Annotated in this window: 26 protein-coding genes and 1 tRNA gene; 14 read left to right on the top strand and 13 right to left on the bottom strand. The window is 59.9% G+C overall.

What is annotated here, in order from left to right:
- Positions 1 to 10: 10 nt before the first annotated feature.
- The gene (locus AC1RQ5_RS11600) at positions 11 to 871 is read right to left on the bottom strand and encodes an NAD-dependent epimerase/dehydratase family protein (RefSeq protein ID WP_493199055.1); all 861 of its coding nucleotides are present in this window, start codon (positions 869 to 871) and stop codon (positions 11 to 13) included.
- Positions 872 to 1,123: 252 nt separating this feature from the next.
- Between AC1RQ5_RS11600 and AC1RQ5_RS11595 the strand changes: the two genes are divergently transcribed.
- Both AC1RQ5_RS11595 and AC1RQ5_RS11590 read left to right on the top strand, forming a co-directional pair.
- Positions 1,124 to 1,696, top strand: coding sequence for an NUDIX domain-containing protein (locus tag AC1RQ5_RS11595; protein ID WP_493199053.1), 573 nt, complete (start codon positions 1,124 to 1,126; stop codon positions 1,694 to 1,696).
- Between the two features lie 443 nt (positions 1,697 to 2,139).
- Positions 2,140 to 3,333: a CaiB/BaiF CoA transferase family protein gene (locus AC1RQ5_RS11590; protein WP_493199051.1), complete on the top strand. Its 1,194-nt coding sequence runs from the start codon at positions 2,140 to 2,142 to the stop codon at positions 3,331 to 3,333.
- A gap of 6 nt (positions 3,334 to 3,339) precedes the next feature.
- On the opposite strand, the gene AC1RQ5_RS11585 is transcribed toward AC1RQ5_RS11590, so the two are convergent.
- From AC1RQ5_RS11585 to AC1RQ5_RS11565, 5 genes are all read right to left on the bottom strand, one after another.
- The gene (locus AC1RQ5_RS11585) at positions 3,340 to 4,857 is read right to left on the bottom strand and encodes a tripartite tricarboxylate transporter permease (RefSeq protein ID WP_493199049.1); all 1,518 of its coding nucleotides are present in this window, start codon (positions 4,855 to 4,857) and stop codon (positions 3,340 to 3,342) included.
- A 9-nt stretch (positions 4,858 to 4,866) separates the two neighbouring features.
- Positions 4,867 to 5,409: a tripartite tricarboxylate transporter TctB family protein gene (locus AC1RQ5_RS11580; RefSeq protein WP_493199047.1), complete on the bottom strand. Its 543-nt coding sequence runs from the start codon at positions 5,407 to 5,409 to the stop codon at positions 4,867 to 4,869.
- Positions 5,410 to 5,568: 159 nt separating this feature from the next.
- Positions 5,569 to 6,564 carry a tripartite tricarboxylate transporter substrate binding protein gene (locus AC1RQ5_RS11575; RefSeq protein WP_398478494.1) on the bottom strand — a complete coding sequence of 332 codons (996 nt, stop codon included), beginning with the start codon at positions 6,562 to 6,564 and terminating at the stop codon, positions 5,569 to 5,571.
- A gap of 300 nt (positions 6,565 to 6,864) precedes the next feature.
- Positions 6,865 to 7,656, bottom strand: coding sequence for an enoyl-CoA hydratase/isomerase family protein (locus AC1RQ5_RS11570; RefSeq protein ID WP_493199045.1), 792 nt, complete (start codon positions 7,654 to 7,656; stop codon positions 6,865 to 6,867).
- A 242-nt stretch (positions 7,657 to 7,898) separates the two neighbouring features.
- Entirely contained in the window at positions 7,899 to 9,098 is a 1,200-nt protein-coding gene (locus AC1RQ5_RS11565; protein ID WP_493199043.1) for a pyridoxal-phosphate-dependent aminotransferase family protein, read from the bottom strand.
- A 280-nt stretch (positions 9,099 to 9,378) separates the two neighbouring features.
- Here AC1RQ5_RS11565 and AC1RQ5_RS11560 point away from each other — a divergent pair, with 280 nt between their 5' ends.
- From AC1RQ5_RS11560 to AC1RQ5_RS11550, 3 genes are read left to right on the top strand one after another with little or no spacing between them, the layout of a single operon-like run.
- Positions 9,379 to 12,333: an FAD-binding and (Fe-S)-binding domain-containing protein gene (locus AC1RQ5_RS11560; protein ID WP_493199041.1), complete on the top strand. Its 2,955-nt coding sequence runs from the start codon at positions 9,379 to 9,381 to the stop codon at positions 12,331 to 12,333.
- Between the two features lie 12 nt (positions 12,334 to 12,345).
- Positions 12,346 to 12,777 (top strand): GlcG/HbpS family heme-binding protein, encoded by a 432-nt coding sequence (locus tag AC1RQ5_RS11555; RefSeq protein ID WP_493199040.1) that lies wholly within the window; start codon positions 12,346 to 12,348, stop codon positions 12,775 to 12,777.
- Between the two features lie 12 nt (positions 12,778 to 12,789).
- Positions 12,790 to 13,758, top strand: a complete 969-nt coding sequence (locus AC1RQ5_RS11550) for a metallophosphoesterase (RefSeq protein WP_493199038.1) — start codon at positions 12,790 to 12,792, stop codon at positions 13,756 to 13,758.
- Between the two features lie 759 nt (positions 13,759 to 14,517).
- On the opposite strand, the gene AC1RQ5_RS11545 is transcribed toward AC1RQ5_RS11550, so the two are convergent.
- The 3 genes from AC1RQ5_RS11545 to AC1RQ5_RS11535 form a co-directional block, all read right to left on the bottom strand.
- Positions 14,518 to 15,297, bottom strand: coding sequence for an enoyl-CoA hydratase/isomerase family protein (locus AC1RQ5_RS11545; protein WP_493199037.1), 780 nt, complete (start codon positions 15,295 to 15,297; stop codon positions 14,518 to 14,520).
- A gap of 45 nt (positions 15,298 to 15,342) precedes the next feature.
- Positions 15,343 to 15,993: a glutathione S-transferase family protein gene (locus tag AC1RQ5_RS11540; protein ID WP_493199035.1), complete on the bottom strand. Its 651-nt coding sequence runs from the start codon at positions 15,991 to 15,993 to the stop codon at positions 15,343 to 15,345.
- 151 nt (positions 15,994 to 16,144) lie between these two features.
- Positions 16,145 to 17,425 carry an acyltransferase family protein gene (locus AC1RQ5_RS11535; protein ID WP_493199033.1) on the bottom strand — a complete coding sequence of 427 codons (1,281 nt, stop codon included), beginning with the start codon at positions 17,423 to 17,425 and terminating at the stop codon, positions 16,145 to 16,147.
- Between the two features lie 257 nt (positions 17,426 to 17,682).
- On the opposite strand from AC1RQ5_RS11535, the gene AC1RQ5_RS11530 reads away from it, so the two are divergent.
- A complete protein-coding gene (locus AC1RQ5_RS11530; protein WP_493199032.1) occupies positions 17,683 to 17,889 on the top strand; it encodes a hypothetical protein in 207 nt (68 codons plus the stop codon).
- Between the two features lie 136 nt (positions 17,890 to 18,025).
- Here the strand turns inward: AC1RQ5_RS11530 and AC1RQ5_RS11525 are convergent, their stop codons facing one another.
- Positions 18,026 to 18,289 carry a helix-turn-helix domain-containing protein gene (locus tag AC1RQ5_RS11525; protein WP_493203390.1) on the bottom strand — a complete coding sequence of 88 codons (264 nt, stop codon included), beginning with the start codon at positions 18,287 to 18,289 and terminating at the stop codon, positions 18,026 to 18,028.
- A gap of 99 nt (positions 18,290 to 18,388) precedes the next feature.
- Between AC1RQ5_RS11525 and AC1RQ5_RS11520 the strand changes: the two genes are divergently transcribed.
- Genes AC1RQ5_RS11520 through AC1RQ5_RS11505 form a run of 4 tightly spaced genes read left to right on the top strand, consistent with a single transcriptional unit; the run spans position 18,389 to position 21,296 of the window.
- The gene (locus AC1RQ5_RS11520) at positions 18,389 to 19,228 is read left to right on the top strand and encodes an MBL fold metallo-hydrolase (RefSeq protein WP_493199031.1); all 840 of its coding nucleotides are present in this window, start codon (positions 18,389 to 18,391) and stop codon (positions 19,226 to 19,228) included.
- Between the two features lie 28 nt (positions 19,229 to 19,256).
- Positions 19,257 to 20,018, top strand: coding sequence for a PP2C family protein-serine/threonine phosphatase (locus AC1RQ5_RS11515; protein ID WP_493199029.1), 762 nt, complete (start codon positions 19,257 to 19,259; stop codon positions 20,016 to 20,018).
- 58 nt (positions 20,019 to 20,076) lie between these two features.
- Positions 20,077 to 20,490, top strand: coding sequence for a hypothetical protein (locus AC1RQ5_RS11510; RefSeq protein ID WP_493199028.1), 414 nt, complete (start codon positions 20,077 to 20,079; stop codon positions 20,488 to 20,490).
- Positions 20,491 to 20,501: 11 nt separating this feature from the next.
- Positions 20,502 to 21,296 carry a hypothetical protein gene (locus tag AC1RQ5_RS11505; protein ID WP_493199026.1) on the top strand — a complete coding sequence of 265 codons (795 nt, stop codon included), beginning with the start codon at positions 20,502 to 20,504 and terminating at the stop codon, positions 21,294 to 21,296.
- Positions 21,297 to 22,342: 1,046 nt separating this feature from the next.
- On the opposite strand, the gene AC1RQ5_RS11500 is transcribed toward AC1RQ5_RS11505, so the two are convergent.
- The gene (locus tag AC1RQ5_RS11500; protein WP_493199024.1) at positions 22,343 to 22,762 is read right to left on the bottom strand and encodes a hypothetical protein; all 420 of its coding nucleotides are present in this window, start codon (positions 22,760 to 22,762) and stop codon (positions 22,343 to 22,345) included.
- A gap of 434 nt (positions 22,763 to 23,196) precedes the next feature.
- On the opposite strand from AC1RQ5_RS11500, the gene AC1RQ5_RS11495 reads away from it, so the two are divergent.
- From AC1RQ5_RS11495 to AC1RQ5_RS11480, 4 genes are all read left to right on the top strand, one after another.
- Entirely contained in the window at positions 23,197 to 23,907 is a 711-nt protein-coding gene (locus tag AC1RQ5_RS11495; RefSeq protein ID WP_493199023.1) for a hypothetical protein, read from the top strand.
- 2 nt (positions 23,908 to 23,909) lie between these two features.
- Positions 23,910 to 24,431, top strand: coding sequence for a hypothetical protein (locus AC1RQ5_RS11490; protein ID WP_493199021.1), 522 nt, complete (start codon positions 23,910 to 23,912; stop codon positions 24,429 to 24,431).
- A 240-nt stretch (positions 24,432 to 24,671) separates the two neighbouring features.
- Positions 24,672 to 24,914 carry a hypothetical protein gene (locus tag AC1RQ5_RS11485; protein ID WP_493199019.1) on the top strand — a complete coding sequence of 81 codons (243 nt, stop codon included), beginning with the start codon at positions 24,672 to 24,674 and terminating at the stop codon, positions 24,912 to 24,914.
- Between the two features lie 12 nt (positions 24,915 to 24,926).
- Complete coding sequence (locus AC1RQ5_RS11480; RefSeq protein WP_493199017.1) at positions 24,927 to 25,967, top strand: site-specific integrase; 1,041 nt, start codon at positions 24,927 to 24,929, stop codon at positions 25,965 to 25,967.
- Between the two features lie 41 nt (positions 25,968 to 26,008).
- Here AC1RQ5_RS11480 and AC1RQ5_RS11475 read toward each other — a convergent pair.
- Positions 26,009 to 26,084 (bottom strand) — tRNA-Lys (locus tag AC1RQ5_RS11475).
- A 172-nt stretch (positions 26,085 to 26,256) separates the two neighbouring features.
- A complete protein-coding gene (locus AC1RQ5_RS11470) occupies positions 26,257 to 26,910 on the bottom strand; it encodes a Spy/CpxP family protein refolding chaperone (RefSeq protein ID WP_493199016.1) in 654 nt (217 codons plus the stop codon).
- Between the last annotated feature and the right edge of the window lie 68 nt (positions 26,911 to 26,978).

Genomic DNA, 26,978 nt, shown 5'->3' with positions numbered 1-26,978 from the left:
TGGGCGGCCGCTATCGCGGCTCGAACATGGTCTTGAACTGCGGGTGAAAGTTGCGCGGCGCCCAGCCGAAATCCCTGACGGCGGGGGCCGGATCGAACACCATGTCTTTCGCCATGCGACTGCCCATCGCCACATTGGCATTTGGCAAGAGTGGCGCGGCCAGCGTGAACGCAATCTTCCACAGTACCGGCGGCACCGGCACGATGCGCCGGGACTTGCCCAGTCCATCGAATATCCGCCCGACCATCTCTCGATAGGAGATGGCCTCCGGGCCCGGCAACGCGTAGATATTGTTCCTGGCGGCATCGCTGGATGCAGCGTTCAGCGCGCCGAGCGCCAGATCTTCAGCGTGCACGGGCTGACGCAGTCCCGCACCTCGCCCTGCGAGCGGCATCACACCGACTTTCTCTATCAACTTCGCCAATCGGGAAACATTGGCGTCCCGTCCCTCGTCATAGATCATCGTCGGCCGCAACACCGTCCAGCCGACACCCATTCGCGTACAAATATCGATGACCTGTTGCTCACCTTCGGCGAGCTTCTGCAAACCCTCGCGTTCGGCCGGGATGTCGGAATTGAGCTTGGTAACGATGCTGGTCGACGTGAACAACACAACACGCCGCAATTCATCGCTGAACAGGTTGGGCAGCGCCTTGGCCAGCAGGAGAGAATGGGCCGTACAGTAAACCGTTGTGATGCGCGGCAGTTGAAGGCTCTCGGGATGTGCCAAGTCGCCCTGCATCCACCGAACGCCCCGCTGGTCGTCACGCGGTGATCGCGAGAGAGCGATGGGGTGTTCGCCGGCCGCCACCAGCTTCGAGACGATGTGGCTGCCGACGATACCGGAACCGCCCAATACAATACTTTGCATTCCAGAAATCCGGTCCAACCTGCGTGATGTGCCTCACAAAGCAGAAACAGGTGCCGACTGCCTTTGAGCGAAGCAAAGGCAAGCCATGGCTCTATGAATGCGTGCCCGCTGCCATATGTGACTAGCACCAAATCGGAAAATGCTCCACATGGAGCTGGCGTTGCATCGTCTGAAGCAATGAGGCAGCGCAGATGCCCGGAGGCCACTGGGCTGGACGCCAACGGCTTGGATAAATCCCTGAAGGATTAAACGGTGAAGAACAGCATAGTGGATGTCCGGATCGTCGTAGATGGATGGATGCAGGTGTTCCTGGCGAACGTGAAATCCGCAAAGGGCCAGTTGTTCACACGGCACGTCGAACATCACGGCAATGCAGTCGCCGTCTTGCCCTATGATGAAGAACGTCGGGTCGCTCTCGTCATCAGCCAGTTCCGGACGCCCGTCGAACACGTATCGCCAGGAACCAAAGACATCATCGAGCCGATCGCCGGTGTAAACGACGACGACGACGCCGAAGCGTGTGCCCGCCGCGAAGCAATGGAAGAGGCCGGCGTCCGCCTCGAAACACTGGAGATGGTGGCAAATTGCTGGTCGATGCTCGCCGTTTCAACCGAGCAGCTCGTTCTATATCTCGCGCCGTATCGCGTAGCCGATCGGGTTGGGTCCGGTGGCGGCCTCGCTGACGAGAACGAGGAAATCGACATCCACGAAATTCCGCTCACGGAACTGGCCGATCACATCCGGATAGCGCCGGCTATCGATATGAAATTGCTGGCGCTTGTGCAAGCGCTGCAGATCAGGCGGCCTGATCTTTTCAAGTTATAACGTCGCCTTTTTTCGATGATGCGGAACGGTTAAAGTTGTTGCCAACCGGCACTTAACGGACAGCCGTCTTCGGCAGGTGGCTTACAACGACGATCAGCGATGGCCATCGCAGCGCGATCATCCGATCCAATGAACATTATGCAGAAGAGCGGCCGTGCCGGCCATCAGCCGCATCGCCGGCGTGTACCCGAAAACGAAAACACAAAACCCGTAGCGGATACACAAAAATCTGAAATAGTTCTCTATTTTTCAGCGGTTAGGTCAGTGATCGAGTGGTAACGTCAGTTCGGCGCCTGATGCAACCGATTGCCCCCCACCGGTTACATGCATTTTTGCCCAGAACTTGCACAAGGTCAGCGGTCCTCGGGGCATGACAGCGCGACTGTATTGCGCGAAAGGTTATTTGTGCTAGCCCGACTTAGCGTCATCCCGGAGCGTTCTGAATGCCATTCCTGCGCGCCTCGCAAGCCCTCTCCCGCTTCACTGTCCTCGATCTCACCCGCATCCGCTCCGGCCCGACCTGCGTCCGCCAGCTGTCCGATTGGGGCGCCAATGTCGTCAAGATCGATGCGCTGAGCGATGACGCCGGTTCCGAGCAGCCCGGCGGCCCGCGACAGGGCTCGGATTTCCAGAACCTGCATCGCAACAAGCGGGCGATGACGCTGAACCTGAAGGACCCTCGCGGCCTCGCTGTGTTCAAGCGCCTCGTCGAGAAGGCAGACGTTGTGGTCGAGAATTTTCGCCCGGACGTAAAAGCCCGCCTTGGCATCGACTATGACAGCCTCAAGGCGATCAATCCCGGCATCGTCTATGGCAGCATTTCCGGCTTCGGGCAGGACGGACCGTATCACAAGCGCCCAGGCTTCGATCAGATCGCCCAGGGCATGGGCGGGCTGATGTCGATCACCGGTGCGCCCGGCAAAGGGCCGATGCGGGTCGGGATTCCTGTTGCCGATCTCACTGCCGGCCTCTTTTGCGCCACCGGCATCCTCACTGCACTGCTGGAGCGCGATGTGTCCGGCCAAGGCCAGTGGGTGCAGACTTCGCTCCTGCAGGCCCAGGTGTTCATGCTGGATTTCCAGGCTTCACGCTGGCTGATGGAGGGCGAGGTACCGCAGCAGGCCGGCAATAACCATCCCACCAGCATTCCCACCGGCGTGTTCAAAACCTCGGACGGCCATATCAACATCGCCACCACCGGCGGCAAGATCTGGGAGCGCTGTGCACAGGCGGTCGGCGCACCGGAACTGATCACGAATCCCGACTATGCGACAGGCCCTGCCCGTTCCAAAAACCGGGACGCACTGAATGCCGAGATCGAGCGTCACACCGCGCAGAACACGACCACTTACTGGGTCGAGACGCTAAACGAAGCCGGCGTGCCCTGCGGGCCGATCTACAGCATCGACCAGATGTTCGACGATGCGCAGGTCAAGCATCTCGGCCTGGCGCAGGACGTGCCCAACGACCAGAATCGCAAGATTACACTGGTCAGCCAGCCCTTCACCCTGTCGCGCACCCCGAGCACAATGGCCGCGCGGCCGCCGGAATTCGGCGAGAACACCGAGGAAGTGCTCGCCGAATTCGGTTTCAGCGCGGATGAAATCGCCACATTGCGAGAAGCCAAGGTGGTCTGATGCCGTCTACCCCGTCGCGTTCGCCGGTCGCAGCCGGCGACCGACGCTGCTGAACACCCGATCGATCACCGGCCAGAACAGCAGCGTGATGGCCAAGGTGGTGATCGTCCCCACCAGCCCGTTGGACCAGAACACGCCGAGGCTTCCGCCGGAGCCGATCATCGCCAGCCGAAACGCGTCCTCTGCCCTGCTGCCGAGGACCAGCGCCAGCGTGAAGGGCGCCAGCGGGATGCCGATCTTCTTGAAGACATAGCCGACCACGCCAAAGCCCAGCATCAGCCAGATGTCGAACATGGCGTTCTGGATCGCATAGGCGCCGATGGCGCAGGACACCACGATCATCGGCGCCACGGCGGCAAACGGCACGCGCAGGATCGACGCGAAGATCGGTACGGTGGAGAGCACGAGCACCAGACCGACGACATTGCCGAGATACATCGAGGCGATGAGGCCCCAGACGAAATCCTTGTGCTCGACGAACAGCAGCGGGCCGGGATTGAGGCCCCACACCATTAGGCCGCCGAGCAGGATCGCGGCGGTGCCGGAACCTGGGATGCCGAGTGCCAGCATTGGCAGCAGGGCTGCGGTGCCCGACGCATGCGCGGCCGTTTCCGGCGCGAACACGCCTTCGATGCGGCCTTTGCCAAAACTCTCGGAATCCTTCGAGAAGCGCTTGGCGAGATTGTAGCCCATGAAAGACGCCGCAATCGCGCCGCCGGGGGTGATGCCGAGCCAGCAACCGATCACCGAGGAGCGCAGCAAGGTCGCCCAGTAGCGCGGAAGATCAGTCCAGACCTGCCAGATCACGCGCAGGCTGATCTTGGCCGCATGGCCGCGCAGCGCCAGGCGCTCTTCCATGGTCAGCAGGATTTCGCTGATGCCGAACAGGCCGATCACGGCGACGAGGAAATTGATGCCACGCAAAAGGTCCGGCGAGCCGAAGGTCATGCGCAGATTGCCGGAGACCGTGTCCATGCCGATGCCGGCGATCAAAAGCCCGAGCGCCATGGAGATGACCGTCTTGTGCTTGGCTTCGCGGCCGAGACCGACAAAGGAGCAGAAGGTCAGGAGATAAACGGCGAAGAATTCCGGCGGCCCGAATTTCAGCGCGAAGGTCGAGATCATCGGCGCCAGGAACGTGATCAGCATCACGGCGACCAGCGAGCCGATGAAGGACGACGTGAAGGCCGCCGTCAGCGCTTCCGCGGCCCTGCCCTGCTGGGCCATGGGATAGCCGTCGAAGGTGGTGGCCACCGACCACGCTTCGCCCGGGATATTGAACAGGATCGAGGTGATGGCGCCGCCGAACAGCGCGCCCCAATAGATGCAGGACAGCATCACGATGGCCGAGGTCGGATCCATCGAGAAGGTCAGCGGCAACAGGATGGCGACACCATTGGGCCCGCCGAGGCCCGGCAGCACGCCGACAAAGATGCCGAGCACGAGGCCGAACATCATCAGCGCCAGGATTTTCCAGGTGAGCAGCACGGCAAAGCCGTGCATCAGGAGACCAAGAGCTTCCATGTCAGCCTCCTATCGCCCGAGGGCCCGCTCGAGCGGACCTTTCGGCATGATCACGTCGAAGGCGACATCGAAGGTCACGAACATGATGGCGGTGAAGACGACGGCGGTGACCAGTGATTTCCACCAGGCGATCTTGCCGACCAGGCGCATGAAGCCGGAAATCAGCACGAAGCTCGCCACATAGATGCCGAGCAACTGGGTCGCGAGGCAGAACAGGGCCGTCGGCACGAAGACGAGCATGACGCGACGCAATTGCGCGCGGGTCACGAAGGTTTCGGTCTTGGCATCTTTCGCGAACAGCGCCGCAATCAGACCGTAAAGGCTGGCGCCACCGAGGATCACCGAGAGATAGAACGGGAAATAGCCGGGCTGCGGACCGGTGGAATCCCATTCGATGCCGGTTTGCCAGTTATCGTAAGCGAGGACGGCGGCGAGCGCGAGCAGCAGCAGTGAGACGACAATCTCGATGGTGCGGCGGCTGACGACGGACGGCGACGCGTCGTCGGGCGCGGTAGGGTCTTCGACGACGATTTCGAGATCGGTGTTGGACATGGACAAGCTTCTGTAGATAGAGGAAGCAGCGCGCGCTGCGCATCATGAGCATGTCATCACCCGCGAAAGCGGGTGATCCAGTAAACGCAGCTGCCAGTGGAGTCCATCAGCGCCTGTGTCTACTGGGTCCCCCGCTTTCGCGGGGGACGACAGGCAGCGTTACTTCGCGACGAATCCCGCTTCGGTCATCAGCGACTTGTTCAGCGCGTCGTCCTCTTCGAGGAACCTGGTCATGTCCTCGCCCTTGAGAAACACCGGCTTCAGTGCCTGCTTCTCCATGTAGTCCTTGTATTCCGGCGTCTTGGTCACCTTTTCCGCCAGATCAACATAATAGGCCTGCTGCTCCTTGGTCACCTTGCCCGGCAGGAAGAGCGCACGCAGCATCAGATACTGCACGTCGAGGCCTTCTTCCTTGCAGGTCGGAATGTCGTTCCACGACTGCGTCTCGGTGACCTTGGTCTTGTACGAGATGCGCTCCTTGTCGAACACGCAGAGCGCCCGCACCTGGCCGGCGCGCCAGACTTCGAGATTTTCGGATGGGTTGTTGACGTTGGCTTCGGTGTGCTCGCCGACCAGCTGCGTCGCGGCCTCGCCGCCGGACTTGTAGGGTAGATAGGAGAACTTGGCGCTGGTCTTCTTTTCCATGAACACCGTGAGCACATGGTCTTCACGCTTCGAGCCGGTGCCGCCCATCTTGAAGGGCGATGACGCGGCCTTCGCGGCCTCGACGAAGTCCTTCACCGTCTTCGGACCCTTGGCATTGTCCCACAACACGAATTGGTCCATCGCCACCACAGACACCGGCGTGAGATCGCGCCAGTTGAACGGGATTTTTGCGGAGAGCGGCAGCATGTAGATCAGCGAGTAGGCGATCAGCACCTTGCTGGCATCGCCATCGCTCGACTTCATGTAGATCAGCGCCTCGCCGCCAGAGGCAGCGCCTTTCAGCGACACCACTACGGGGACCTTGGCCAGGTTGTTCTTCTGGATCGCAGCTTGCATCATGCGCGCCATCTGGTCGGAGGCACCACCGGCGCCGGCCGCGACCACGATCTCGATGGGTTTTGTGGGCTCCCACGCATGCGCGGGCGAGAGAATGGGGGTAGCAGCCAGCACGGCGGCAAGCGCGGCTGTGGCGCCGATCAACTTGGACATTGTTTCTTCCCTATGACCCCAAGCGGGCTTTTGGCGCCCGCCACTTTTGGTTGGTTCTATTCTGAGGGGTATTTTCGGTGACATCAAGCGCGCCGGACGCATGGTCGGGGCGACTTTGGTCAGGGGTTACTTCCTTCTCCCCGCTTGCGGGGAGAAGGTGGCGTCGCGAAGCGACGACGGATGAGGGGCTATCCGCAAGCTCCGAGCAAATGGAGAGCCCCCTCACCCGACTTCCGCGCGCTATGCGCGCTCCAGTCGACCTCTCTCCGCAAGCGGGGAGAGGTTAAAACAGAAGCTCGCTTACTTCCCCTGCCAGTTTGGCTTGCGCTTGTTGAGGAAGGCATCCATGCCCTCGCGAAAATCCTCGCTCATATAGGCCTTGAGGACGAGATCCTGCCCCTCGTCCCGCGTCAGCGTCTTGCGAAGGCGACGGACGGCCTCCTTGGTGACTTCGAGGGTGATCGGCGCATGGCTTGCCACCAGCTGCGCCAGTTCCAGCGCGCGGCGCTGCAGCGTCTCCACATCGGGCACGATCTCGTTGATCAGGCCGAGTGCCAGCGCCTCATCGGCCTCGATCAGGCGTGCCGTGAAAATCATGTCCTTGGTGCGCGCAGGGCCCACCAGCGACATCACCCGGCTGATATTGGACATCGAGAGGCAATTGCCGAGGGTGCGGGCGATCGGAAAACCCATCCGTGTCACCGCTGTGCCAATGCGCAGGTCGCAGCAGGCGGCGATGCCGGCACCGCCGCCGGTGCAGGCGCCAGCAATGGCGGCGATGGTCGGGACGCGGCAGGTTTCCAGCGCGGTGAGCACCCGGTCGATCCGCGCTTCATAGTCCAGCGCATCCTGCGCCGTCTTGAATTCGCGGAACTGGGAGATGTCGGTACCGGACGCAAATGCCTTGTCGCCGGTGCCCGTGAGAATGATCGCCTTGATGGAGCGGTCGTCATTGGCGGCCGTGCAGATCTCCGCCATGCGTTCGTACATGGAGAACAGCATGGCGTTGCGCGCCTGCGGGCGGTTGAAGGTGATCTTGGCGATGCCGTTCTCGACGGAATAGAGCAGGTCTTCGCTGGCAGGCGCGGTCATGAGACATCTTTCGCAAGGCGGAATGGAAAAGGGCTGAAGCGACTATGCTCCAGCCCCGGTCAGATTGTTAGGCCGCCATCGGGTGGGCGGCATGCGATGAGATTGGCACAGGCCGTCATGTCCCCTCCCCCACCGGTGGGCAGGGAGAGGGGGGCGCCGCAGGCGACGTCGCTTGTGGAAGCCCCCTCACCCGCCGCTACGCGGCGACCTCTCGCTGGTGGGGAGAGGTGAACAAGAGAGGGTCAGGCGCTCGCAGCTTTCGTCATGGGCACAACGCCCTTGCCGGTAAGCACATCCATGGCCGCCATCACGCCGCCGGCGCGATGTGGCACCTTGGCGAGTTCCAGGCCCATTTCGACACCGGCCAGCGTGCCCATCAGCATCAGGTCGTTGAAATGACCGATATGGCCGATGCGGAAGATCTTGCCCTTCCACTTGTTGAGGCCGGTGCCGAGCGACATGTCGAAATTCTCGAGCACCACCTTGCGGAATGCATCGGCGTCATGGCCTTCGGGCATCAGGACAGCGGTGAGCGCCGGCGAGTGGTCCTGCTGGCGGACGGGGACCGTCTCGAGGCCCCAGGCCTTCGCGGCGGCGCGGGCGGCAGCGCCGTGGCGCTTGTGGCGGGCGAACACGTTGTCGAGTCCCTCCTCCTCCAGCATCGCCACGGCTTCCTTCAGCGCGTAGAGCAGATTGGTGGCCGGCGTGTAAGGCCAGGAGCCGAGCTTGTTGGCGGTGATGATCTCCTGCCAGTCCCAATAGGAGCGGAACGACTGGGCGGCCTGGGAGGCCGCCAGGGCCTTTTCGGAGACCGCATTGAAGCCGAGCCCCGGCGGCAGCATCAGGCCCTTCTGCGAGCCCGCCACGGACACGTCGATGCCCCAGGCGTCATGTTCATATTCCAGCGAACCAAGGCCGGAGACCGTATCCACCATCAGCAGCGCCGGATGGCTGACGCGGTCGAGGATCTTTCGCACGTCGAGCGGATAGGTGACGCAGCCGGTCGAAGTCTCGTTATGGACGATCATGACCGCCTTGATGGCGTGGCTCTTGTCGGCCACGAGTCGCTTCTCGATCTCCGTCAGGTCAGCGCCATGGCGCCAGTCGCCCGGTACGAAGTCGATGTCGAGCTTGAAGCGCTCGGCCAGATTGCGCCACAGGGTGGCGAACTGGCCGGTCTCGGCCATCAGCACCTTGTCGCCCGGCGACAGCGTGTTGACGATCGCCGCCTCCCAGGCACCCGTCCCCGACGACGGATAGATCATCACCGGCTGCTTGGTACGAAACACTCGCTGCATTGCAGCGAGGACATGCAAACCGAGCTCAGCGAATTCCGGACCGCGATGGTCCAGCGTCGGCATGTCCATGGCCCGCAGCACCCGGTCGGGCACATTGGTGGGGCCTGGAATCTGCAGAAAATGCCTTCCGGTATGTACGGTCATAGTGACGCTCTCCCCGAGATTTTTCCTGATGCAATGCCCGTGAATTCACCTGTGAAGGACTTCGTCCCGGGGATTGGTATACATTATGCCAGACGTTTGTTCGAGTCCGTTTCAGCGGCGAATGCCGGATTCCGATTCCGCAGCGCACCAAACATGGTCGCGTTGAAGGCTGCGTCGCTCCGACTTGCCGGACCGTCCCTCCCTTGCCAAGGCTGGACCTCGATGCAAAGACAAACTTTCGTAACATGAGACTCAGACGATGGCGACAAAGCAGGCCGCGATGACTCGTAGTTCGGCGGCCGACAGTGCTTTGGCCGCGCGGCTTGCTGCTGCAACCACCGGCGACGTGTTCTTCGACGCCTTCAATCGCGGCCGTTACGCCACCGATGCCTCGTTCTATCAGATCGTCCCGTTCGGCGTGGTCGTGCCCCGCACGATCGACGAAGCGCTTCGCGCCATGGCGATCTGCCGCGACGACGGCCGCGTGGTTACGCCGCGCGGCGGCGGCACCTCGCAATGCGGGCAGACGGTGAATGAAGGCATCGTCATCGACCTGTCGAAGCATCTCAACAAACTGATCTCGGTCGATGTCGAAAACCGCACCTGCATCGTCGAGCCCGGCATCGTGCTCGACGATCTCAACCGGCAGCTCAAGAAGCACGGGCTGTGGTTTCCCGTCGATGTCTCCACCGCCTCGCGCGCCACCATCGGCGGCATGGCCGGCAACAACAGCTGCGGCGGCCGCTCGCTGCGCTATGGCACCATGCGCGACAACACGATTGCGATGGATGCGGCATTAGTCGATGGCACGCAGCTTCATTTCGGCGAGATCGATCCGAACGACGACGCGCCCGCGCTCTTTCGCGAGATGCTGGCGCTTGGCGAACGCGAGGCGCAGGAGATTGCAGCCCGCTTCCCGCAAGTGCAGCGCCGCGTCGGCGGCTACAATCTCGATGCGCTGGTGCCGCGCAACACGCCGAACAATCTCGCGCATCTGCTCGTCGGCTCCGAGGGCACCCTCGCTTTCACCACGCAGGTCGAACTCAAGCTGTGGCCGCTGATCGGCAACAAGGCGCTTGGCGTCTGCCATTTCGGCAGCTTCTATGAGGCGATGGATGCCACCCAGCATCTGGTGAAGCTGAAGCCGATCGCCGTCGAACTGGTCGATCGCACCATGATCGCGCTTGGTCGCGAAATCGCCATGTTCCAGCCGATCATCAAGAGCGCCGTCCGCGGCGATCCCGATGCGCTGCTGATCGTGGAATTCGCCGAAGCGGACCAGGCCGCCAATGCCGCCAAGCTGAAGGAACTCGGCGCGCTGTTGGGCGATCTCGGCTTCGGCTGGGACAACCCGCAGCGCAAATGGGGCGGCGTGGTCGATGTCACCGAGCCATCGCTGCAAGCGGGCATCGCGGAGTTTCGCGCGGCCGGCCTCAACGTGATGATGTCGATGAAGCAGGAGGGCAAGCCGGTCTCCTTCATCGAGGATTGCGCCGTGCCGCTGCCGCATCTCGCCGATTACACCGAGCGCCTGCTCGGCGTGTTCGCAAAACACGGCACCTCCGGCACCATGTATGCGCATGCCTCCGAAGGCTGCCTGCATGTGCGACCGGTGCTGAACCTGAAACTCGACAAGGACGTCAAGGCGATGCGCGCGATCGCCGAAGAAGCGTTCGACATGGTGCGCGAATACAAGGGCTCGCATTCCGGCGAGCATGGCGATGGCCTGGTGCGCTCCGAGTTTCATAAACAAATGTTCGGCGAGCGCATCATCGCCGATTTCACCGAAGTGAAGGATCGTTTCGACCCCGGCCGCATCCTCAATCCCGGCAAGATCGTCGATCCACCGAAGATGGATGACCGCTCGCTGTTTCGCTACACGCCGGATTATCGCATCGGCGACCTGAAGACCGAGCTCGACTGGTCCGCTTATCCCGGCGCCGGCGGCGGTTTTCAGGGCGCCATCGAGATGTGCAACAACAACGGCACATGCCGGAAGCTTGAAGGCGGCGTGATGTGCCCCTCCTATCGCGCGACGCGCAATGAGAAGGACGTGACGCGCGGCCGCGCCAACACGCTGCGGCTCGCGATCTCCGGGCAGCTCGGCCCGGATGCGCTGACATCCGACGAAATGGCCGACACGATGAAGCTTTGCGTCTCCTGCAAGGCCTGCCGCCATGAATGCCCGACGGGCGTCGACATGGCGAAGATGAAGATCGAGGTGCTGGCGGCCCGTGCTGCGAAGCACGGCCTGTCGCTCCGCGATCGCCTTGTCGGCTATCTGCCGCGCTATGCGCCCTTTGCCGCCAGGCTCGCGCCGCTGATGAATCTGCGCAACGACCACCCGGTGCTGCGCCATCTGGTCGAACGCGTCACGGGCATCAGCGCCAAACGCAGCCTGCCCGCATGGCGCAGTGATGTGTTCCAGCACGACACCGATGTTGTCGGACCCATCGATGGCCACGAGGTCGTGCTGTTCGCCGACACGTTCAATCGCGCCTATGAGCGCGAAAATCTCGACGACGCCTTGCGCGTGCTCGTGGCCGGCGGCTATCGCGTGCATCTGCCGAAGCCGGTGGATGGCAGCTCGCGCGCGCTGTGCTGTGGCCGCACCTTCTTCTCGGCCGGTCTTGTCGATCAGGCCCGCGCCGAACTCGATCGCCTGGTGGCAACCTATGCGCCCTTCGCCACGCGCGGCGTGCCCATTGTCGGCCTGGAGCCGAGCTGCCTTCTCACGCTCCGCGACGAGCTCTTGTCGCTACGTTCGGACGACATCGCGAAAAGCATCAGCGCGCATGCGATGCTGTTCGAGGAATTCCTGGTCCGCGAAGCCGAGGCCGGCCATTTGCAACTGCCGCTCAAGCCGATCGCACCGAAGGCGATGGTGCATGGCCATTGCCACCAGAAATCATTCGGTGCCTTCAAGCCGGTCGAGAAGGCACTGCGCCTGATCCCAGATCTCGCGGTGGAGACCATCGAGTCCAGTTGCTGCGGCATGGCCGGCGCATTCGGCTATGGGGCAGATACCTACCAGACCTCGATCCAGATGGCCGAAGCATCATTGCTCCCTGTCGTGCGCAAGGCCGATGCCGCGACACTGATTGTCGCCGACGGCACCTCGTGTCGCCATCAGATCGCCGACGGCACCCCACGCGAGGCCCTGCACGTCGCGCGCGTGCTGGCGATGAGCCTCGACAATGCCACACCAACCACGCACTCTTCCACATCACATTAAGGACATACCCACATGCCCGATCTCTCGCTCGACATCGCCCGAAGAATCCTCGACGCCTCCCTCGCCAAGGTCATCGAGATGAAGCTGAAGCCGATGGTCATCACGGTGCTCGATGCGCGCGGTTGCGTGAAGGCCGCATTGGCACAGGACGGCACTAGCCTGATGCGCGGTGAAGTCGCCCATGGCAAAGCCTATGGCGCGCTGGCGATGGGCCTCGGCTCGCGCGCACTGTTCAAGCGTGCCGAAGAGCAGCCGTTCTTCATCGATGCCGTGAACACCATGGCGCGCGGTGCACTCATCCCCGTGCCCGGCGGCGTGCTGATCCACGATCAAACCGGCGGCCTGCTCGGCGCGGTCGGCATCTCCGGCGACACGTCGGACAATGACGAGATCGCGGCCGTCGCAGGCATCGAGGCCGCCGGCCTCAAGGCGAGCACGGGCTAGGACGCGAGCGCGTTGGCCCGGCCACCGCATATCCCGCCAGACGACAGCGCATTGCGCCCGCTGATGGATCGCATCGGCGCGGCGCACGTACAAAAGCGGCTGGAGATCGAGACCCATCGCGATCATCAGTTGTTCGGCCAGGGCCGATTGTTCTTCAATCTGGAGAACTGGCTGACGGCACCGCCGATCGTCCGCGCCGGATTGAAGCTCACCGGCCTTTATGCGCGCGCGCGCCGCGAGGCCGACCACGTGACCGTGCGCGAGAATGTGGTGACGTCTTCTCGCCTGCCCGCAGCCTTCGACGGCTTTACGATCCTGCATATCAGCGATCTCCATGTCGATCTGAGCGAAAAAGCGCTGAAACATCTCGTCTCCTTCGTCGGCGATCTCCATTACGACATCTGCGTGCTGACCGGGGACTATCGCGGCAAGACTTTCGGTCCATTCCAACGCGCCATCGATGGTGTCGGCGAACTCCGCGCTCGACTACACGATCCAGTATTTGCGGTGCTCGGCAATCACGACACCATTCGCCTCACACCTGCGCTCGAAGCGATGGGCATCCGCATGATGTTCAACGAGGTCGAGACGATCACGCGCGGCGATGCGAGCATCTACCTAGCCGGCGTCGATGATCCGCATTTCTACCTCGCCGATGACATCCCGAAAGTCGCGGCGCAGATTCCGAAGGACGCCTTCTCGATCCTGTTGTCGCACACGCCAGAAACCTACAAGGAAGCGGCGGAGCACGATTTCGATCTGATGCTGAGCGGCCATACCCATGGTGGCCAGCTCTGCCTGCCCGGTGGCTATGCCATCAAGCTGGAGGCCGTGCTGCCGCGCCATATGGGCAACGGCGCATGGCGTTACGGGACACTTGCGGGCTACACATCGGTCGGCGTCGGTACCAGCTTGCTGCCCGTCCGGTTGAATTGTCCGCCGGAAGTGACCCTCCATCGCTTCGCCAGGAGCGTTGATTAACCTCCATATCGTCTTCCGATTGCGTGCATCCGCGCAGATAGCTACCGATTTGGGGTATTGCCGCCCGATGGCTGGGCTTCGTGCGAGCGAAACCAACCGTGAATTTGATTCAAGACTTGCGACCTCGACGGGGTTGCCGTCGAATTCTCCAAGATCGCCCCCGGAGGCTTTGTCGTTGTTGATATCGACGGTACTGAGCAGTTGATCTCACGCCAGCGTTGGGAAGCGCTGCCCGTTTGGGGCACTCAAAAAACCCCGCGCCGGACGTTCTCCGGACCCAGTCACAACGCATTGGTTATTGCATTGGTTGGCTTGTTGATAGCGCTGTGCGAGAGCCTCGCGTGGTTGATCGGTCGCGCTCTTTCTGCCGGTGCCGCGGTCAATCGCATGATGCAAAGGAAGGTCCAACATTGGATTTGCATCGCTGCTTTAGTTGATCATACGGACCTGATCTCATCCCTGTAACGACCGCGAAAAGCGCGCTGCGCGCCGACACCTCTTCGGCCAGCCCACGACACCATAAAATCTCCCGCGCGCACAATCTTGACGTGCCGGTCGGCATAAATGCACATTTATTTACCAGCGGTTAAGCATAACCAAGTATAGTCAGCCTCGTGGCAAACTTATTGGATGGCTGAAATGGCTTCATTCAATCAGCTTTTACGTCTGATCAGCCTGCCGATCGCCGGCTGCGTCTTCCTGCTAGCCGTTCAACTCTCCACCGGCATGGCATTTCGATAACGGCCACGATGCCGGGCTTCACTTGCCCGGCCAGACCGGCTTGCGCTTTTCGGCAAAAGCCTTGAGGCCTTCCTTCGCATCTTCCGTCATCGAGAGAATGGCAATCTGGCTTTCCAGATAGGCGATGCTCTCGTCGAACGACATCGATGCGATGGCGCGCATGGCATATTTGCCGCGGCGGATCGCGGTCGGCGACTTGTCGCTGATGCGTGCGATCAGCCAATCGACCTTCGCATCGAGTTCGGCCGCCGGCACGATATGATTGAGCAGCCCGGCATCCTGCGCTGTGCGTGCATCGAACGGCTCGCCGGTGATGCACCATTCATTGACCAGACGGTGCGGCGCGATCGACTGCAGCAGCGCCAGCACCTGCATCGGGAATACGCCGACCTTCACCTCCGGCAGACCGAAGATTGCAGTGTCGGCGGCCACGGCCATGTCGGTCATGCACAGCAGGCCCATGCCGCCGGCCATGCAGACACCGTTGATGCGGGCGATCGCCGGCTTGGTGGCGTTCTGCGACAGCCGCATCAGATCGGCGAGATCGCCATTCGGCTTGGCAAAATCCTGCGCGAAAGCCGAGCCTGAATTGGCCAGATCCGCGCCCGCGCAGAATGCCTTTTCGCCTGCGCCGGTCAGCACGATCGCACGTATATCCGCATCGTCATGCGCCCGGCGATAGCCATGCGCGATACCCGCGATGACATCGGCATTCATCGCATTGCGCTTCTCCGGACGATTGATGGTGATCCAGAATGCGGCGCCCTTCTTCTCCAGGATCACGCTGTCATTGGCCATCGGACATGCTCACTCAGTTGAATCGGAAGAGACTCGTATAGCGGCTCAGATGCGCCGTTCCAAACCCAGCGCATCGCCTGCGCTATTCTCCGACTCCACGGCGCGCTTGTATCCATCACGAACACGCAACCGATGCCAATAGGCCGTCACATTCGGCCCGATCTGCGGAGCGAGACCGACGCGCTCCGCCAGCAAAAGCGCATAGCCGACCGAAATATCGGCTGCCGTGAAGCGGCCGCCGCAGACATAGTCCTGGGTGCCCATCATCGCCTCGAGGACACGGAGGCGGGCGATGAACCATTTCGAATAATCCTCGGCCACCTGCGCGCTGCGGCGCTCCTCGGGCTCGAACCGCGAATAGCGCAGCACGATGGCTTGCGGGAATGTCAGCGTCGCCTCGCCGAAATGCAACCAGTTCAGAAAGGCGCCGTAATCCGGCTCATCGACCCCGACAGCCAGCGGCGTCGGACCATATTTCGTCACGAGATATTGGGCGATCCCGGCCGACTCGGTCATCCGCGTCTCGCCATCCAGCATCAGCGGAATGGTGCCGAGCGGATTGATGCCGACATATTCCTTAGCGTGGACGCGTGGCGGGAATGGCAGCATCTTCAGCTCATAGGATAGCCCCAGCTCTTCCAGCGTCCACAGCGGGCGAAACGAGCGCGCGCGGGCGCAGTGATAGAGCGTAATCATCGCGGTTAGGCCTCCCAGCGTCATGCGGCATTGGCTGCCATTGCCTGCGCACTGAGACGCAGCGATGCGGCTTCGTCAAGACCGCATCCGAAGGCGTTGCGGCGGACTCTCGGCATGACCGTACGTCCCGCCGAAGCGGGACTCATCGCGACTATTTGACCTGATCGCGCGGCCGATCGGTCCAGGCCTTTGGGCGAGACGATGGAGGCGGCCCATCCCGCTTGTCTTCCGGCGACGTGAAGGCGGCCTGCGCAAAACTGGCCAGTATTCCGCCCCGCGGCGCCGCATTGGTGCCGGTCGCTTCGGACAGCCGGACCTTGCCAAAGCTTTCTTTCAGCTTGGCCATCGGCGTTTCCAGCAGATAGAGCGACAGGATCGACATGCCAATGGTCACAGCAAAAGCGAATGCCACCATCATGATCGGCACCTTGGCGCCATCCAGCGCGGCATCGTTGATGCCGAGATAGAACAGCACCGGCAGGTGGAAGACATACATCGCATAAGACATCTGCCCGAGCCAGCGCAGCAATGGGATCGACAGGATCGCCGTCATGATGCGCTTCAGGATGCCGCGATCGAACACCATGGTGGCAACGAAGGAGACGCTGACCATGGCATAGGCGATGAGCGCAATGGTCCAATAGACTGGCTGCGACGTGATGATGCCGAGATTGCGCCCCATCCGATCCAGTGTGAGCACGACGATCGCGCCGAGAAACAGCGCGAGGCAACGCCAGCCGCGCAGCGGCTTGTTCTCGAACTCTCGCAGCGCCAGCCAACCGCCAAGCGACAGCGAAAGCATGCGAGTGAACAGCGACATATAAACGACGTCGCCGGCTTCACGCGGATCATGATTGATGAAGATCACCGCCATTACGAGACCGCTGGCGATAGCGAGCAGCGGCACGATCACGCCGGTCACACGATCGAGCCAGCGTGCCGGCACCAGCAGGATCAGCAGCGGCCAGAAGAAATAAAACTGCTCCTCCACCGACAGCGACCATGTGTGCTCGAGCGGATTCGGAACGGGATGCAGCGGGTGATAGAAATTGAAGGTGTAGCTGAACAGGCTGATCGTATCGGCCGTGCTGATCTTGAACAGAAACAGGCAAGCAATCACGGTTAGATAATAGACCGGAAAGATGCGCAGCGCGCGGCGGATGTAGAAATCCTTGAACGAGATGCGCCCGGTCTTGGCACGCTCGCGCAGCAGCAGGCGGGTGATGAAGAAGCCGGACATCACGAAGAAGATGTCGAGCGCGATATAGCCGACACGCGATAGCTGGTTTATATGCCAAATCGCGTTGTAGATGCTGCTCTCCAGCACCTGCGGGCAGTGACTGAAAATCACCACCACCACGCCGATCCCGCGAAACCCGTCGAAAGCCGGGAATTTCTCCAGCTTTTTGCCTGCGGTCGCATTCTCCGACATTACCAAATCCCCGTTTGGATTCGGGGATAGCCAGCGCGGAGACGCGAGGGGTAAAGGGCATTTACATGTCTACCACCTCGCGAAAAAAGTCCGTCCTTAGCGTGAATACGGCGTTACGTGAGCGGATCGGAGCTCACGGCAAAGTTGAGACGAGAGGCTAAACTTGGCGACCAGTTACGATCCGTTAAGCACCCTGCGCGACGCTGGGAACGATCGCATTCGACTCAACTTGTTTCGATGATTGTGAGGGGACGGTGATGACCCAGATCGAACATCTTCGCGAACAGGCGCAGCGCGCCGAACGACTGGCCCGCAATGTGCTGGATGCGGTGACGGTCGAAAGATTGCTGGAAGCATCGGAAGACTATCGGCAGCAGGCTGATCGCCTTGAACAGCGGAGCCGCTGCGGAACGATGGCGCAGGAACCGATGCAGCCGATATCGATGGTGCGCAAGAGCGATTGATCAAAGGTCGCCTTCCGAAGACTACCTAACGTTATGTCAAGCCATATTGTGAGGAACGTTGCGAGCGTCCGACGTGCTGAGAACGACTCAATCGCACGCAACAGTTGATCTTAGTTGGCCGATGAGCAGAGTTCGCTCATTTGCTGGCGCGGCGACCACTTTTCAAAGGACCGGGAGGTTTTTCGCCCGGCTTGGGTCGCTCAAAAAACTCCCCCAGAGAAACTGATAACGCCATCGCGATCCTGTCCAGCAGATCGACAGTTGGATTCTCTTCTTGGCGTTCTAAACCGCCCAAATACGCTCGATCCACTTCGGCGTCTGCCGCGAGCTTTTCCTGAGAGACCCCTCTTAGGACCCTCACTCTGCGTATATTCCATGCAATTAGCGCTCGACCCCTCATCGTTTGAGGACAACATTCCAACGGCTATCAAACCACTGGCTATAGCCACATGAATCAATTACTGGTCACACAATGTTGGGACCAACGGCGCTTCATCGCATGCATAAAGGCATTAAAAATCCCTGCGCGTTTGGCGCGCTCGGCCATTACACCTCCGCTTTCACGCGCGTGCGGATGCATCGAGGGGCGCAGAAAATCGGGGCCAGATGTATCGAGCTTGAAACGAGCCGAAGGCCACTTTTGCTTGATCCGGGTCTGCCGCTGGATGGCGATGCCCGCGATGGCTCATTCTATCCGCCTATTGACGACCTTGCGGGTACCAGCTGCCTTGTCGGTCCAGTTCTTTCACACGAACATATTGATCATTGGGGCTTCGCATCTTCGGCGGAGCCAGATCGGCCGGTCGCAGTAGGTGCCGTCACTCTAGGTATCTTGCAGACCGTAACCACCTTCGCGCGTTGGACCCATGTCCCGACACGATCAATCGCGGTGACTGGCAGCAAATTGAATGAATTCGGCCCATTTCGCATTAGTCCACATCTTGTCGTTCGCTGGGCCGACGATCTCCAAATCGATGAGATGCCCACGCGTCTCCACGCTGATCCGGCACCGACTGCACGCGAGATACGATCTCCAATTCATGAGATCGCAAATGGAAGTGCGAAGCTCACGATCGCTACAAATCCTCGGCTTCTCATCTTCGGCTCTGACGCAGATCAGAAGCGGCGCTCGAGCGTCATGCTCGCCGGACCTCACGCCTCCGAACCTGCGCTAACGATTTACGCCGTCGGCGCCCCGACCTTAGTGACTGGAGCCCTCCGGGCCACCGCACGATGGCAAACGTTGCACAATTGCAACACTCAGTTTTTCTTCCAAAAAGCCCGCAATTTCTCGACGCCTGATTTGAATCTAGGAGGCGGCTTATCCGGTCGCATTTGAGCAAACGCAAACAGGTTGGACGGGCGGCATGTGTAACGGGCCGATCTGGCATGTAAGTGCATTCACACACCGTGGGCGCGTTCGCAGCCACAACGAAGATGCCGTCGTTATCAACGACCAAATACTGGCGGGCGACCTTACGTCCCCGTTGGGATTCCACATCAACGAACACGGCTGCACTCTGATGGTCGCCGATGGACTGGGCGGACACAAAGCCGGCGCCTTTGCTAGCCGGTTTGTCATGAAACAGTTGATCAAACTGATCAGTAGCACCGCCACAAAATACGACTGCGCCAAAGCCATCGCTGAAGCAAATCGGAACCTCGCGGATCTCAGCCGTCAGCAACCGGAACTGGCCGGAATGGGCAGCACGATAGTCGGCGCGGTTCTACAACGGTCGGAGATGGTAAGCTTCAACGTCGGGGACTCTCGCCTCTATCTTCAGACGCCGCTTCATTTCGTGCGGCTCAGTCAGGACGATGTGCGCGAGAGGAACATCGACCGCCAAGGCAGACGAGCGATTCACGAGATCACGCAGGCACTCGGCGGAGCGTTTAGGTTCATCGCCGTCGACCCACATGTCGCCACAGATCCACTACCCGCTCGCGGCGAGACCCTTCTGCTGTGTAGTGACGGGGTTACCGATATGGTCTCTGACGACGTCATCAGCCGCGTTCTCACACAATCGGAAGATCCTGTTCTAGCAACTCGCCATCTCGCTGCGCTCGCGTTCCGCCGCGGTGGTCACGACAACATCTCGATCGTTGTGGCGCGACGCACGCGAACATAGTCAGCGCTTTTCCTTCACTTCACCTAACTCAGGAGGGCGGTCCATCCGCCATATCTGCATGAAGAAAACTTGGTCCGTGACGATCTTGGTACTGGGATCCATCATCCTCTCAGCGTGCGGCAACAGCTCGTCCTGTGCCGATCCAAACGTACTTGCAAAGGTCAAAGAGCTATTCGACCGGCAGGAGTTTGGTCAGTTCATGCCGATCCCTCCAAAGGTCTTCAAGGTCCAGGACAGGACAGCAACGTCGGTTAAAACCGGGCAGGATAACGACAGCAATCGCTGCTCCGTCGTGATCACCTCAGACGTTATTGAGATGATGCGCTTCACCGAGCAAGCCACCGAAGACGAGATCGTCCGCATCAAGCAGGAGGCAGCGAAACGGAACTTTCCGCTCACCAAGGACTATCTGACCAATTACGCCGTGCAGCCGCTCGCATCTGGCGAGCATTACGTCACCCTGCTGAAATGAGCTCAATTATCATGCTGCGCAAACTACTCAATGCTGGCCTTCTGCTCGCAATGTGCCACGTCTATCCCACCCTGGCTGCATCGGCCGATACTGCGAGCAAACTGAGCACCGGGTTTTGCCGGGACCCTAGTCGGGGCAATTGCTCATCGGTTTATCGAGTATCGAGCTACGATTGGCGTTTGGCGGAAGCAGATGACGCGATGCGCAGCACGCATCATCAAGATCTCAAGCTGAGTTCCGACCTTGTGCCGACGCATCTCGCCGCAGCCAATCAACCATGGCCCATCGGCGCCTCTAAAAAGCGACCGATTAGAGACGAGGGTCCGGCCGGCTTCGTTTTCGATGCAAATTCAATCAGGCATTCAGCGCGACCTGGGCTTTTTATCCGCATGGGTGAGAAGATCTCTAAGCGGGGGCTGCAGCGACGCTTTGCGGGTTACATTTTGCTCTACGCCACAGGCGAAGGGTGCCTCGTCTGCGTCGTGATCACCGGACCTGATGGACAGTTCGACGTCGATTTCGAACAGGATGGCCAGACCGTCACCCAACTTCGATCGACCGACAATCGCGTCCGCGACAACCTCGGCAACGAGGTCGGTAAATCGCTCACAAATGCTCTGGGCGCCAACACGGCGAGCTGCGATGCAGGCGAAACTACGACCTGCGCGTCCACAGCGCTCAAGGGGCTGTCCTATATCGTGACCGAAGACGATCGCTGCCCGATCGCCGTGAAAGATCAACGTCCAACCGACATCGCCGATTGCGCTCGCATCAGCGGATTCCAGATCCTCCCGAATGAAAAGTAGGAATTGATATGGCTTGCACACAGCCCCTTAATCTCTTTCGACACGCCTCAGCCATCCTCGCGCTCGTGATGAACATTACATCGGCTCAAGCAGAAATCTTCAATTATGTCTGCAAGGACCAAGGACGGCTTTTGACTCTGAAGGTTGATGACGCGAAGAACTTCCTTGAATGGCGAGACGTCGTCTATCGCATCACGGAGACGGAGAATTGCGCTAAGTTTGGATGGCGAGCTGAAAGACGGCGCTCTATTTGAAATCTGCATCGCGACCCAAGGCTATGCGGATTTTAAGCTGGGTGGAAAGATCGTGCAATGCAACTTAAAGCAACGTTAACAGCATCGGCATCAGCCGAGATCATTTTGTTCTCGCGGACATGCTGCAGCACGCTGTTGATAGACACAACGTCGTTATAATGAGATGGCCGCAAGCATCGGCGACGTACGCGAAGAAACGTCTCGCAATCGCTCACTCAGAATTTACCCACATAAGCTACGTTTCAGTTGAGAGGCGCGACCACGCCCGATGTAACGACGCGAGACCAACTTTCTTCATTATGCTGATTTGGACAAAGCTGAAAATGAAGCCAACGACGAAGGTTCAGTTGACCTTCTGTTTAACTAAAACAGTCGGTCGGATTACAATGTTGCTCCAGAGTCTCGCAACGGTATAAGCGGCTACACCCGAAATATCTATCAGTGGGTAAGCGCACAATTTCTCGGCTTGCTTTGAATGACTGGCGCGATGACAGCTCCTGTCACCTCGATGACGTCAAAAGTCGCGCTGAACTTAGGCAACATTGAATGAAGAGAAAGTCATTCGTGACGCGGTCGCAGCACTACCTAGTTAGTCTATTGTCGATTGATAAGTCCGATGCCAGCCAAACCAGCTTCGATCGCGCATAATCGCATAGTAAAAAGTGAGCGATGAACATCATCTGCTCGATCACAGAACATGTAGCTCGCAGGGCGCGAGAACTGACAAATTAAAAGCAAATGGCGGCACTTATGCCGCCACTTTTGTTGGATCTCCGAAAGGACCGTAGCGGTCTACGTCGCGTAACGCAGATATTCGAGTAAAGGCTTCAGATAGACATAGGACGCTGCAGGCGGCTCAATTCCAAGCTTTAGCATTTTCAGAGCGTCCTTCACCTCGCCGAAATCAGGCTGCGGCTGAATTGGGACTTCTGCAGACACCTTAATCGCCTTTTTGATCTCCGCTCTGCGAGGCGCGTCATTCAAGCGAATGACGTGGACAACTTTAATGCCCGCCTTCACCAGCGCATAGAAGTAGCGATGTTCCCCGACGATTTCGCCGAAGATAGAGATTGGAATTCTGCGACGTTGACCGCTCTTCTTAATCTCAAGCAGAGCGTCTTGGAACTCCTTATCGTCCTTTGCGAACGGCGATACGTAGTCGAAGATAAGGTACGATACCTTGACTTCAAAGACAGCAAATCGAAGCGACATTGCGGTTGGGTAACCTCTATTGGCAACGTAAATCTCCGAGAAGATACCGCTATGGTTTGCGATTTCGCCTGGAGATCTTCATCGGGGGTGTGGCGAACGATCTTATGATCGCGCCAAGTGCGATCGCGCACTCACGATATCAATATGTTTCGCGACCGCATTTTCATCCGGTTTCAAATTATTTTTTGAAGTTTCGCGAAAATAATTGGCGATCCAGCATCGACACATTTTTGTGTCGGAAGGGCGAGCCGCTTCAATTTATGAAAACTGACTTTTACTAGCGAGCTAAATCTTGAGAAAAGTGTCCGGCTAAGTTGCGTTGCGCAAGTGTTTAGTTAAGCCATAAGGCGAGCGATCAAATATAACGTGTTTAACAGCTGTCGCTGCCGACGACCCAGATCTGCTCGCGCAAAGCACCGCGTGCAAAAATCAGCTTGGCGAATCCACACAAGCTCATAGATTCTGTTGCATTCCCCTTTTCGACTTTTGGAAGGTCAAACGGGAATGCGGTGCAACAATATCTAGCGAGTAACGAGATGACTGATACTATCGGTTCGGCGACGATGCCGGACAACACTGCGGCCGAGACTGCAAAGGCGCGTGCTTGCCGCACATCGAACCACACGCCGATTGACCCGGGTTACGCAACTTTGCGCTTGCTCGACAGCGAGAGCGTTGAGGAAGCCGAACAATTGCGTGACGCGGTGATCGCGCATCTGAAGCCGCGCAATGTGATCGAGAAGATCTTTGCCTCCGATTTCATCCATAATGAACTGGAGTTGCGTCGCCTCCGCGCCATTTCCGCGGCCGCACTCTCGGCAGCTCGTCCGTGGAGCGTCAGCAGGCTTAACGGCCACCCCGACGACCGCTTCATCGACTCAGCACTGCCGACCGGGCACTATGAGGCAGGCATCCGAGATCTCGCCAACAAAGGATACCCCCTAAAGGATATCGACGCTTATAGCGCTCTTACGTTCGCACCTGCATTTGACTCGCTCGACAAGCGCGCAGCCACTCTGGAAGTGCGCCGCAATCAGGCTCTGACCGCGTTCGAAGATCGCCGCGCGCAGCAAGATGTTAACGACCGCACCATCGATGCCGATGTAGACGATATGCCGGCCATCGATCATCAGTCAGATGTCTGAAGATGACGTCGTCACGCATCACCGCCAACCGGCGGAACGCGCGCAAGAGCACGGGGCCACGCACGCCGGCTGGTAAGCGTGCGGCCGCCGCCAACGCGCTCCAGCACGGACTGAACGTGGCCATCTCGGCAGAAATGCCAGCGGTGGCCGCGTTCGTAAAGGAGCTATCCGATCATTTCGGACGCCCACAATCCGATCGCGACGTGATCGAAGCGGCGCAGGCAATCGTCGCCTATGAGCGCATCAAGGAGGCATATTTCGCGTTGTGCCACGGCATCGCGGTGCCGCTTATGATGAGGCCGGCGATCGAGCCGGTCGCAATGCCATCGCGGGCTGATGATCCGCTTGGACTGTTAGCCATTTTCGAGGTCTTCAAGGCTCAGATTGCCTTTCCTGACGGCGCCAAGCCGTTGAGCGTCACCGAGTTTGCACGCGAACTCGAGCGGTTGGCACGCTATGAGCGTCGTGCTTTTTCAGCACGGAAGAAGGCTCTGCGTCGCCTTGGGCAGCAACATTGCGCCTAGAACTCGACACGGCATAGAGACCTCGAGCCTGTTGCCCCAACGCAACAGATCAAAAATCTTCTCAAAAAGCCGCAATATCTCGCGCCCTCAATTGAATCTCTCAGTTGGGGGCGTTTTCGCGTTTGGCGGAACGAACCCAATCGGCAAGTGACATCCGGAACTAAGGCGCCGCACGGTTGGCGGAACGAAGCCAAGCCCACGGCAGACCGGATGGCGCTCATTGAAGTGGAGGTTCAAACCATGATTGCGAGGCAGATGCCGGCGTGGCCGCCGCAGATGCGGGCAGAGACAGCAGCGGCCTATTGCGACGAGGCTGACAGTGACGCGTTCTTACGAGCTGTTGCAGCCGGCCACTATCCGGCACCAGGCTCTTCATTCGGCGGCTCCGCCAAGTGGCATCGCGCCGCATTGGATGCGGCGATCGACCGGCATCACGCAATGGTCGCGCCGGCGATCGCCACCGATTTGATCGATTTGCTCTAAGGAGACGCCCGCATGCAGAAATCAAAGACCCCTTTCAGCGCCTCGACCTTGAACACTGCAACTATCAAAGGCAGCTTCGACTGGATGATCGCCGTCTATGTTGCCTCGCCGCAGTTCGATGACTTGCCAGACCTGACGCAGCGAAGCTACCGCCAAGCACTCGCGAGAGTTGCAAATTATCCGCTCAAAGACGGCAGACGATTTGGCACTATCTGCCTAAGCTCCATCACACCGGCTGTCGCCGATCAGATGCATGCACGTCTCAAGTCGCGCAGCGACGGCAGCAAACGAGCCCGATCGGCCATGCTGTCGATGCGGGTCGCACAGCGCGCATGGTCGATCACCCAGCGGCGCCACATGGCCGACATGCCACCTCATAACCCCTTCGCGAAGATGGGTATTGTCTATCGACCGGCACCGACGCGCCCGGTCACCTATCAAGAACTTCTGCAATTTGTCGCAGAAGCTGATCGTGCGGGGGACCGCTCGATCGGCACTGCCGCGATGATCGCGTTCTTCTGGCTGCAGCGCCAAACAGATATTTTGGCAAGACTGAGCTGGCATCACTATCGGCCGCATGATGCGCCGGAGGTTGCGCGGATCTTCCATCATAAGACGCACGAGCTCGTGGATATCCCGTTGTTCGACAATGACGGATCTCATCTCTGGCCGGAGCTTAGCACTCGCCTCGACAACAGCCTTCGCCATGGCGCGCTCATCGCGACGCGCGATCATCCCGATCGGTTGAGAAAGACACATTTGCCGTGGCAGCCCGACTATTTCCGGCACCGGGTCGCGGAGATTCGCGCGGCTGCGGGGATCGACCCGCAGGTCAAATTCATGGGGCTGCGGCACGGCGGATATACTGAAGGCGCGAATGCCGATCTGACCGACGCGCAGCTTCGCGCTTTGAGCGGGCATCGAACGGCCAGCATGGTCCTGGTATACGCCAAAGCATCACTCCAACAGCGGCGTGAGGGAGCGCGGAAACGGCGTGAAGCACGAGATGCGACGCTGGGGAACGCAGAAGGCGGGGAACGGAACCACCTATGACCAAACGCTCATGTCAGACTTGAAAGACAGAGGGTTTGGTATGGTGGGCGCACTAGGGCTCGAACCTAGGACCCGATGATTAAGAGTCATCTGCTCTACCAACTGAGCTATGCGCCCGGATCCAATCCGGATATCCCCGCGGGGACGGCTGCGTGTACCAAAGCCCCCCCAGGATGTCCAGCGCGGGCGTCATAAAAAATGCATCGAATTTCGCTTTTGCGAAAAAGCTAAAAAGCCGCTGGGATTCAGCGGCTTTTTCGTTGTTGCGGCAGTGGAAAACTGGATCGGCTCAGAGCCGTTCCGCGTCCGGCGGATCGTCCTGGCCGAATCCGGGACCACCCGGACCGTGATCGCCGTCATCGAAGCCGGGACGATCGAAGCCCGGTGGTGAAAAGCCCGGTCCCTCAAAACTGCCGCGCTCGAAGCCGCCCGGGCCGAAGCCTGGCGGACGCGGGCCGCGATGGCGCCAGCCGCCCTCGCCGCCGCGTGGACCCATATGGGTCAGCACGGCCAGACGACGCTTCTGGCCGTCGTCGAGGGTCTTGTAGAGCGGGTCGGCAGCCTCGGCGATCTTCTTCATGGCTGCGGCCGTTGCCGCCATATCGTCAGCGCGCTTCTGCAGGCGCTCGACGGGATTGGGCGGCGCGGCCTTCGTCGCATCGTCGTCGCGCGATTTGCGATCTTCCATGCGCGCATTGGCGCGGTCGATGCGGAGCTTGGCGAAGTCGCGCACCGACGTCTCGACAGCCGGCCACAGCTTGTCCTGATCGGGCGTGAGCTTCAGCCCGGCTTTCACCGCGGCGATGCGCGCATCGGCGAATGCGGCGCGGTCCTCCGGATTGATGCGCATCTGGTGATGCATCCATGGACGGTGCTGGGCATAGACCGCACTGGATCCTGCAATCACCGCAACAGCGGCACCGGCGAGCAACAGCTTCTTCATGGCAACCTCCTTTGAAAGAGCTTGCCGTGAAGATGCGCGCCGATGGGCCCAGCTTCAACTTACGCTTT

The organism is Tardiphaga sp. GW821-FHT12E02, assembly GCF_058807155.1.
This window is presented reverse-complemented; position numbering and strand designations above follow the sequence as displayed.

Excerpts from the sequence above, each read along its gene's own strand:
- AC1RQ5_RS11490 (WP_493199021.1), top strand. The coding sequence starts at position 23,910 with ATGACGTCGTCACGCATCACCGCCAACCGGCGGAACGCGCGCAAGAGC.
- AC1RQ5_RS11510 (WP_493199028.1), top strand. The coding sequence starts at position 20,077 with ATGAAGAAAACTTGGTCCGTGACGATCTTGGTACTGGGATCCATCATC.
- AC1RQ5_RS11540 (WP_493199035.1), bottom strand. The coding sequence starts at position 15,993 with ATGATTACGCTCTATCACTGCGCCCGCGCGCGCTCGTTTCGCCCGCTG.
- AC1RQ5_RS11600 (WP_493199055.1), bottom strand. The coding sequence starts at position 871 with ATGCAAAGTATTGTATTGGGCGGTTCCGGTATCGTCGGCAGCCACATC.
- AC1RQ5_RS11560 (WP_493199041.1), top strand. The coding sequence starts at position 9,379 with ATGACTCGTAGTTCGGCGGCCGACAGTGCTTTGGCCGCGCGGCTTGCT.
- AC1RQ5_RS11500 (WP_493199024.1), bottom strand. The coding sequence starts at position 22,762 with ATGTCGCTTCGATTTGCTGTCTTTGAAGTCAAGGTATCGTACCTTATC.
- AC1RQ5_RS11525 (WP_493203390.1), bottom strand. The coding sequence starts at position 18,289 with ATGAGGGGTCGAGCGCTAATTGCATGGAATATACGCAGAGTGAGGGTC.
- AC1RQ5_RS11590 (WP_493199051.1), top strand. The coding sequence starts at position 2,140 with ATGCCATTCCTGCGCGCCTCGCAAGCCCTCTCCCGCTTCACTGTCCTC.
- AC1RQ5_RS11530 (WP_493199032.1), top strand. The coding sequence starts at position 17,683 with ATGACCCAGATCGAACATCTTCGCGAACAGGCGCAGCGCGCCGAACGA.
- AC1RQ5_RS11480 (WP_493199017.1), top strand. The coding sequence starts at position 24,927 with ATGCAGAAATCAAAGACCCCTTTCAGCGCCTCGACCTTGAACACTGCA.
- AC1RQ5_RS11515 (WP_493199029.1), top strand. The coding sequence starts at position 19,257 with ATGTGTAACGGGCCGATCTGGCATGTAAGTGCATTCACACACCGTGGG.
- AC1RQ5_RS11535 (WP_493199033.1), bottom strand. The coding sequence starts at position 17,425 with ATGTCGGAGAATGCGACCGCAGGCAAAAAGCTGGAGAAATTCCCGGCT.
- AC1RQ5_RS11520 (WP_493199031.1), top strand. The coding sequence starts at position 18,389 with ATGCATAAAGGCATTAAAAATCCCTGCGCGTTTGGCGCGCTCGGCCAT.
- AC1RQ5_RS11555 (WP_493199040.1), top strand. The coding sequence starts at position 12,346 with ATGCCCGATCTCTCGCTCGACATCGCCCGAAGAATCCTCGACGCCTCC.
- AC1RQ5_RS11545 (WP_493199037.1), bottom strand. The coding sequence starts at position 15,297 with ATGGCCAATGACAGCGTGATCCTGGAGAAGAAGGGCGCCGCATTCTGG.
- AC1RQ5_RS11485 (WP_493199019.1), top strand. The coding sequence starts at position 24,672 with ATGATTGCGAGGCAGATGCCGGCGTGGCCGCCGCAGATGCGGGCAGAG.
- AC1RQ5_RS11570 (WP_493199045.1), bottom strand. The coding sequence starts at position 7,656 with ATGACCGCGCCTGCCAGCGAAGACCTGCTCTATTCCGTCGAGAACGGC.
- AC1RQ5_RS11470 (WP_493199016.1), bottom strand. The coding sequence starts at position 26,910 with ATGAAGAAGCTGTTGCTCGCCGGTGCCGCTGTTGCGGTGATTGCAGGA.
- AC1RQ5_RS11505 (WP_493199026.1), top strand. The coding sequence starts at position 20,502 with ATGCTGCGCAAACTACTCAATGCTGGCCTTCTGCTCGCAATGTGCCAC.
- AC1RQ5_RS11565 (WP_493199043.1), bottom strand. The coding sequence starts at position 9,098 with ATGACCGTACATACCGGAAGGCATTTTCTGCAGATTCCAGGCCCCACC.
- AC1RQ5_RS11580 (WP_493199047.1), bottom strand. The coding sequence starts at position 5,409 with ATGTCCAACACCGATCTCGAAATCGTCGTCGAAGACCCTACCGCGCCC.
- AC1RQ5_RS11585 (WP_493199049.1), bottom strand. The coding sequence starts at position 4,857 with ATGGAAGCTCTTGGTCTCCTGATGCACGGCTTTGCCGTGCTGCTCACC.
- AC1RQ5_RS11575 (WP_398478494.1), bottom strand. The coding sequence starts at position 6,564 with ATGTCCAAGTTGATCGGCGCCACAGCCGCGCTTGCCGCCGTGCTGGCT.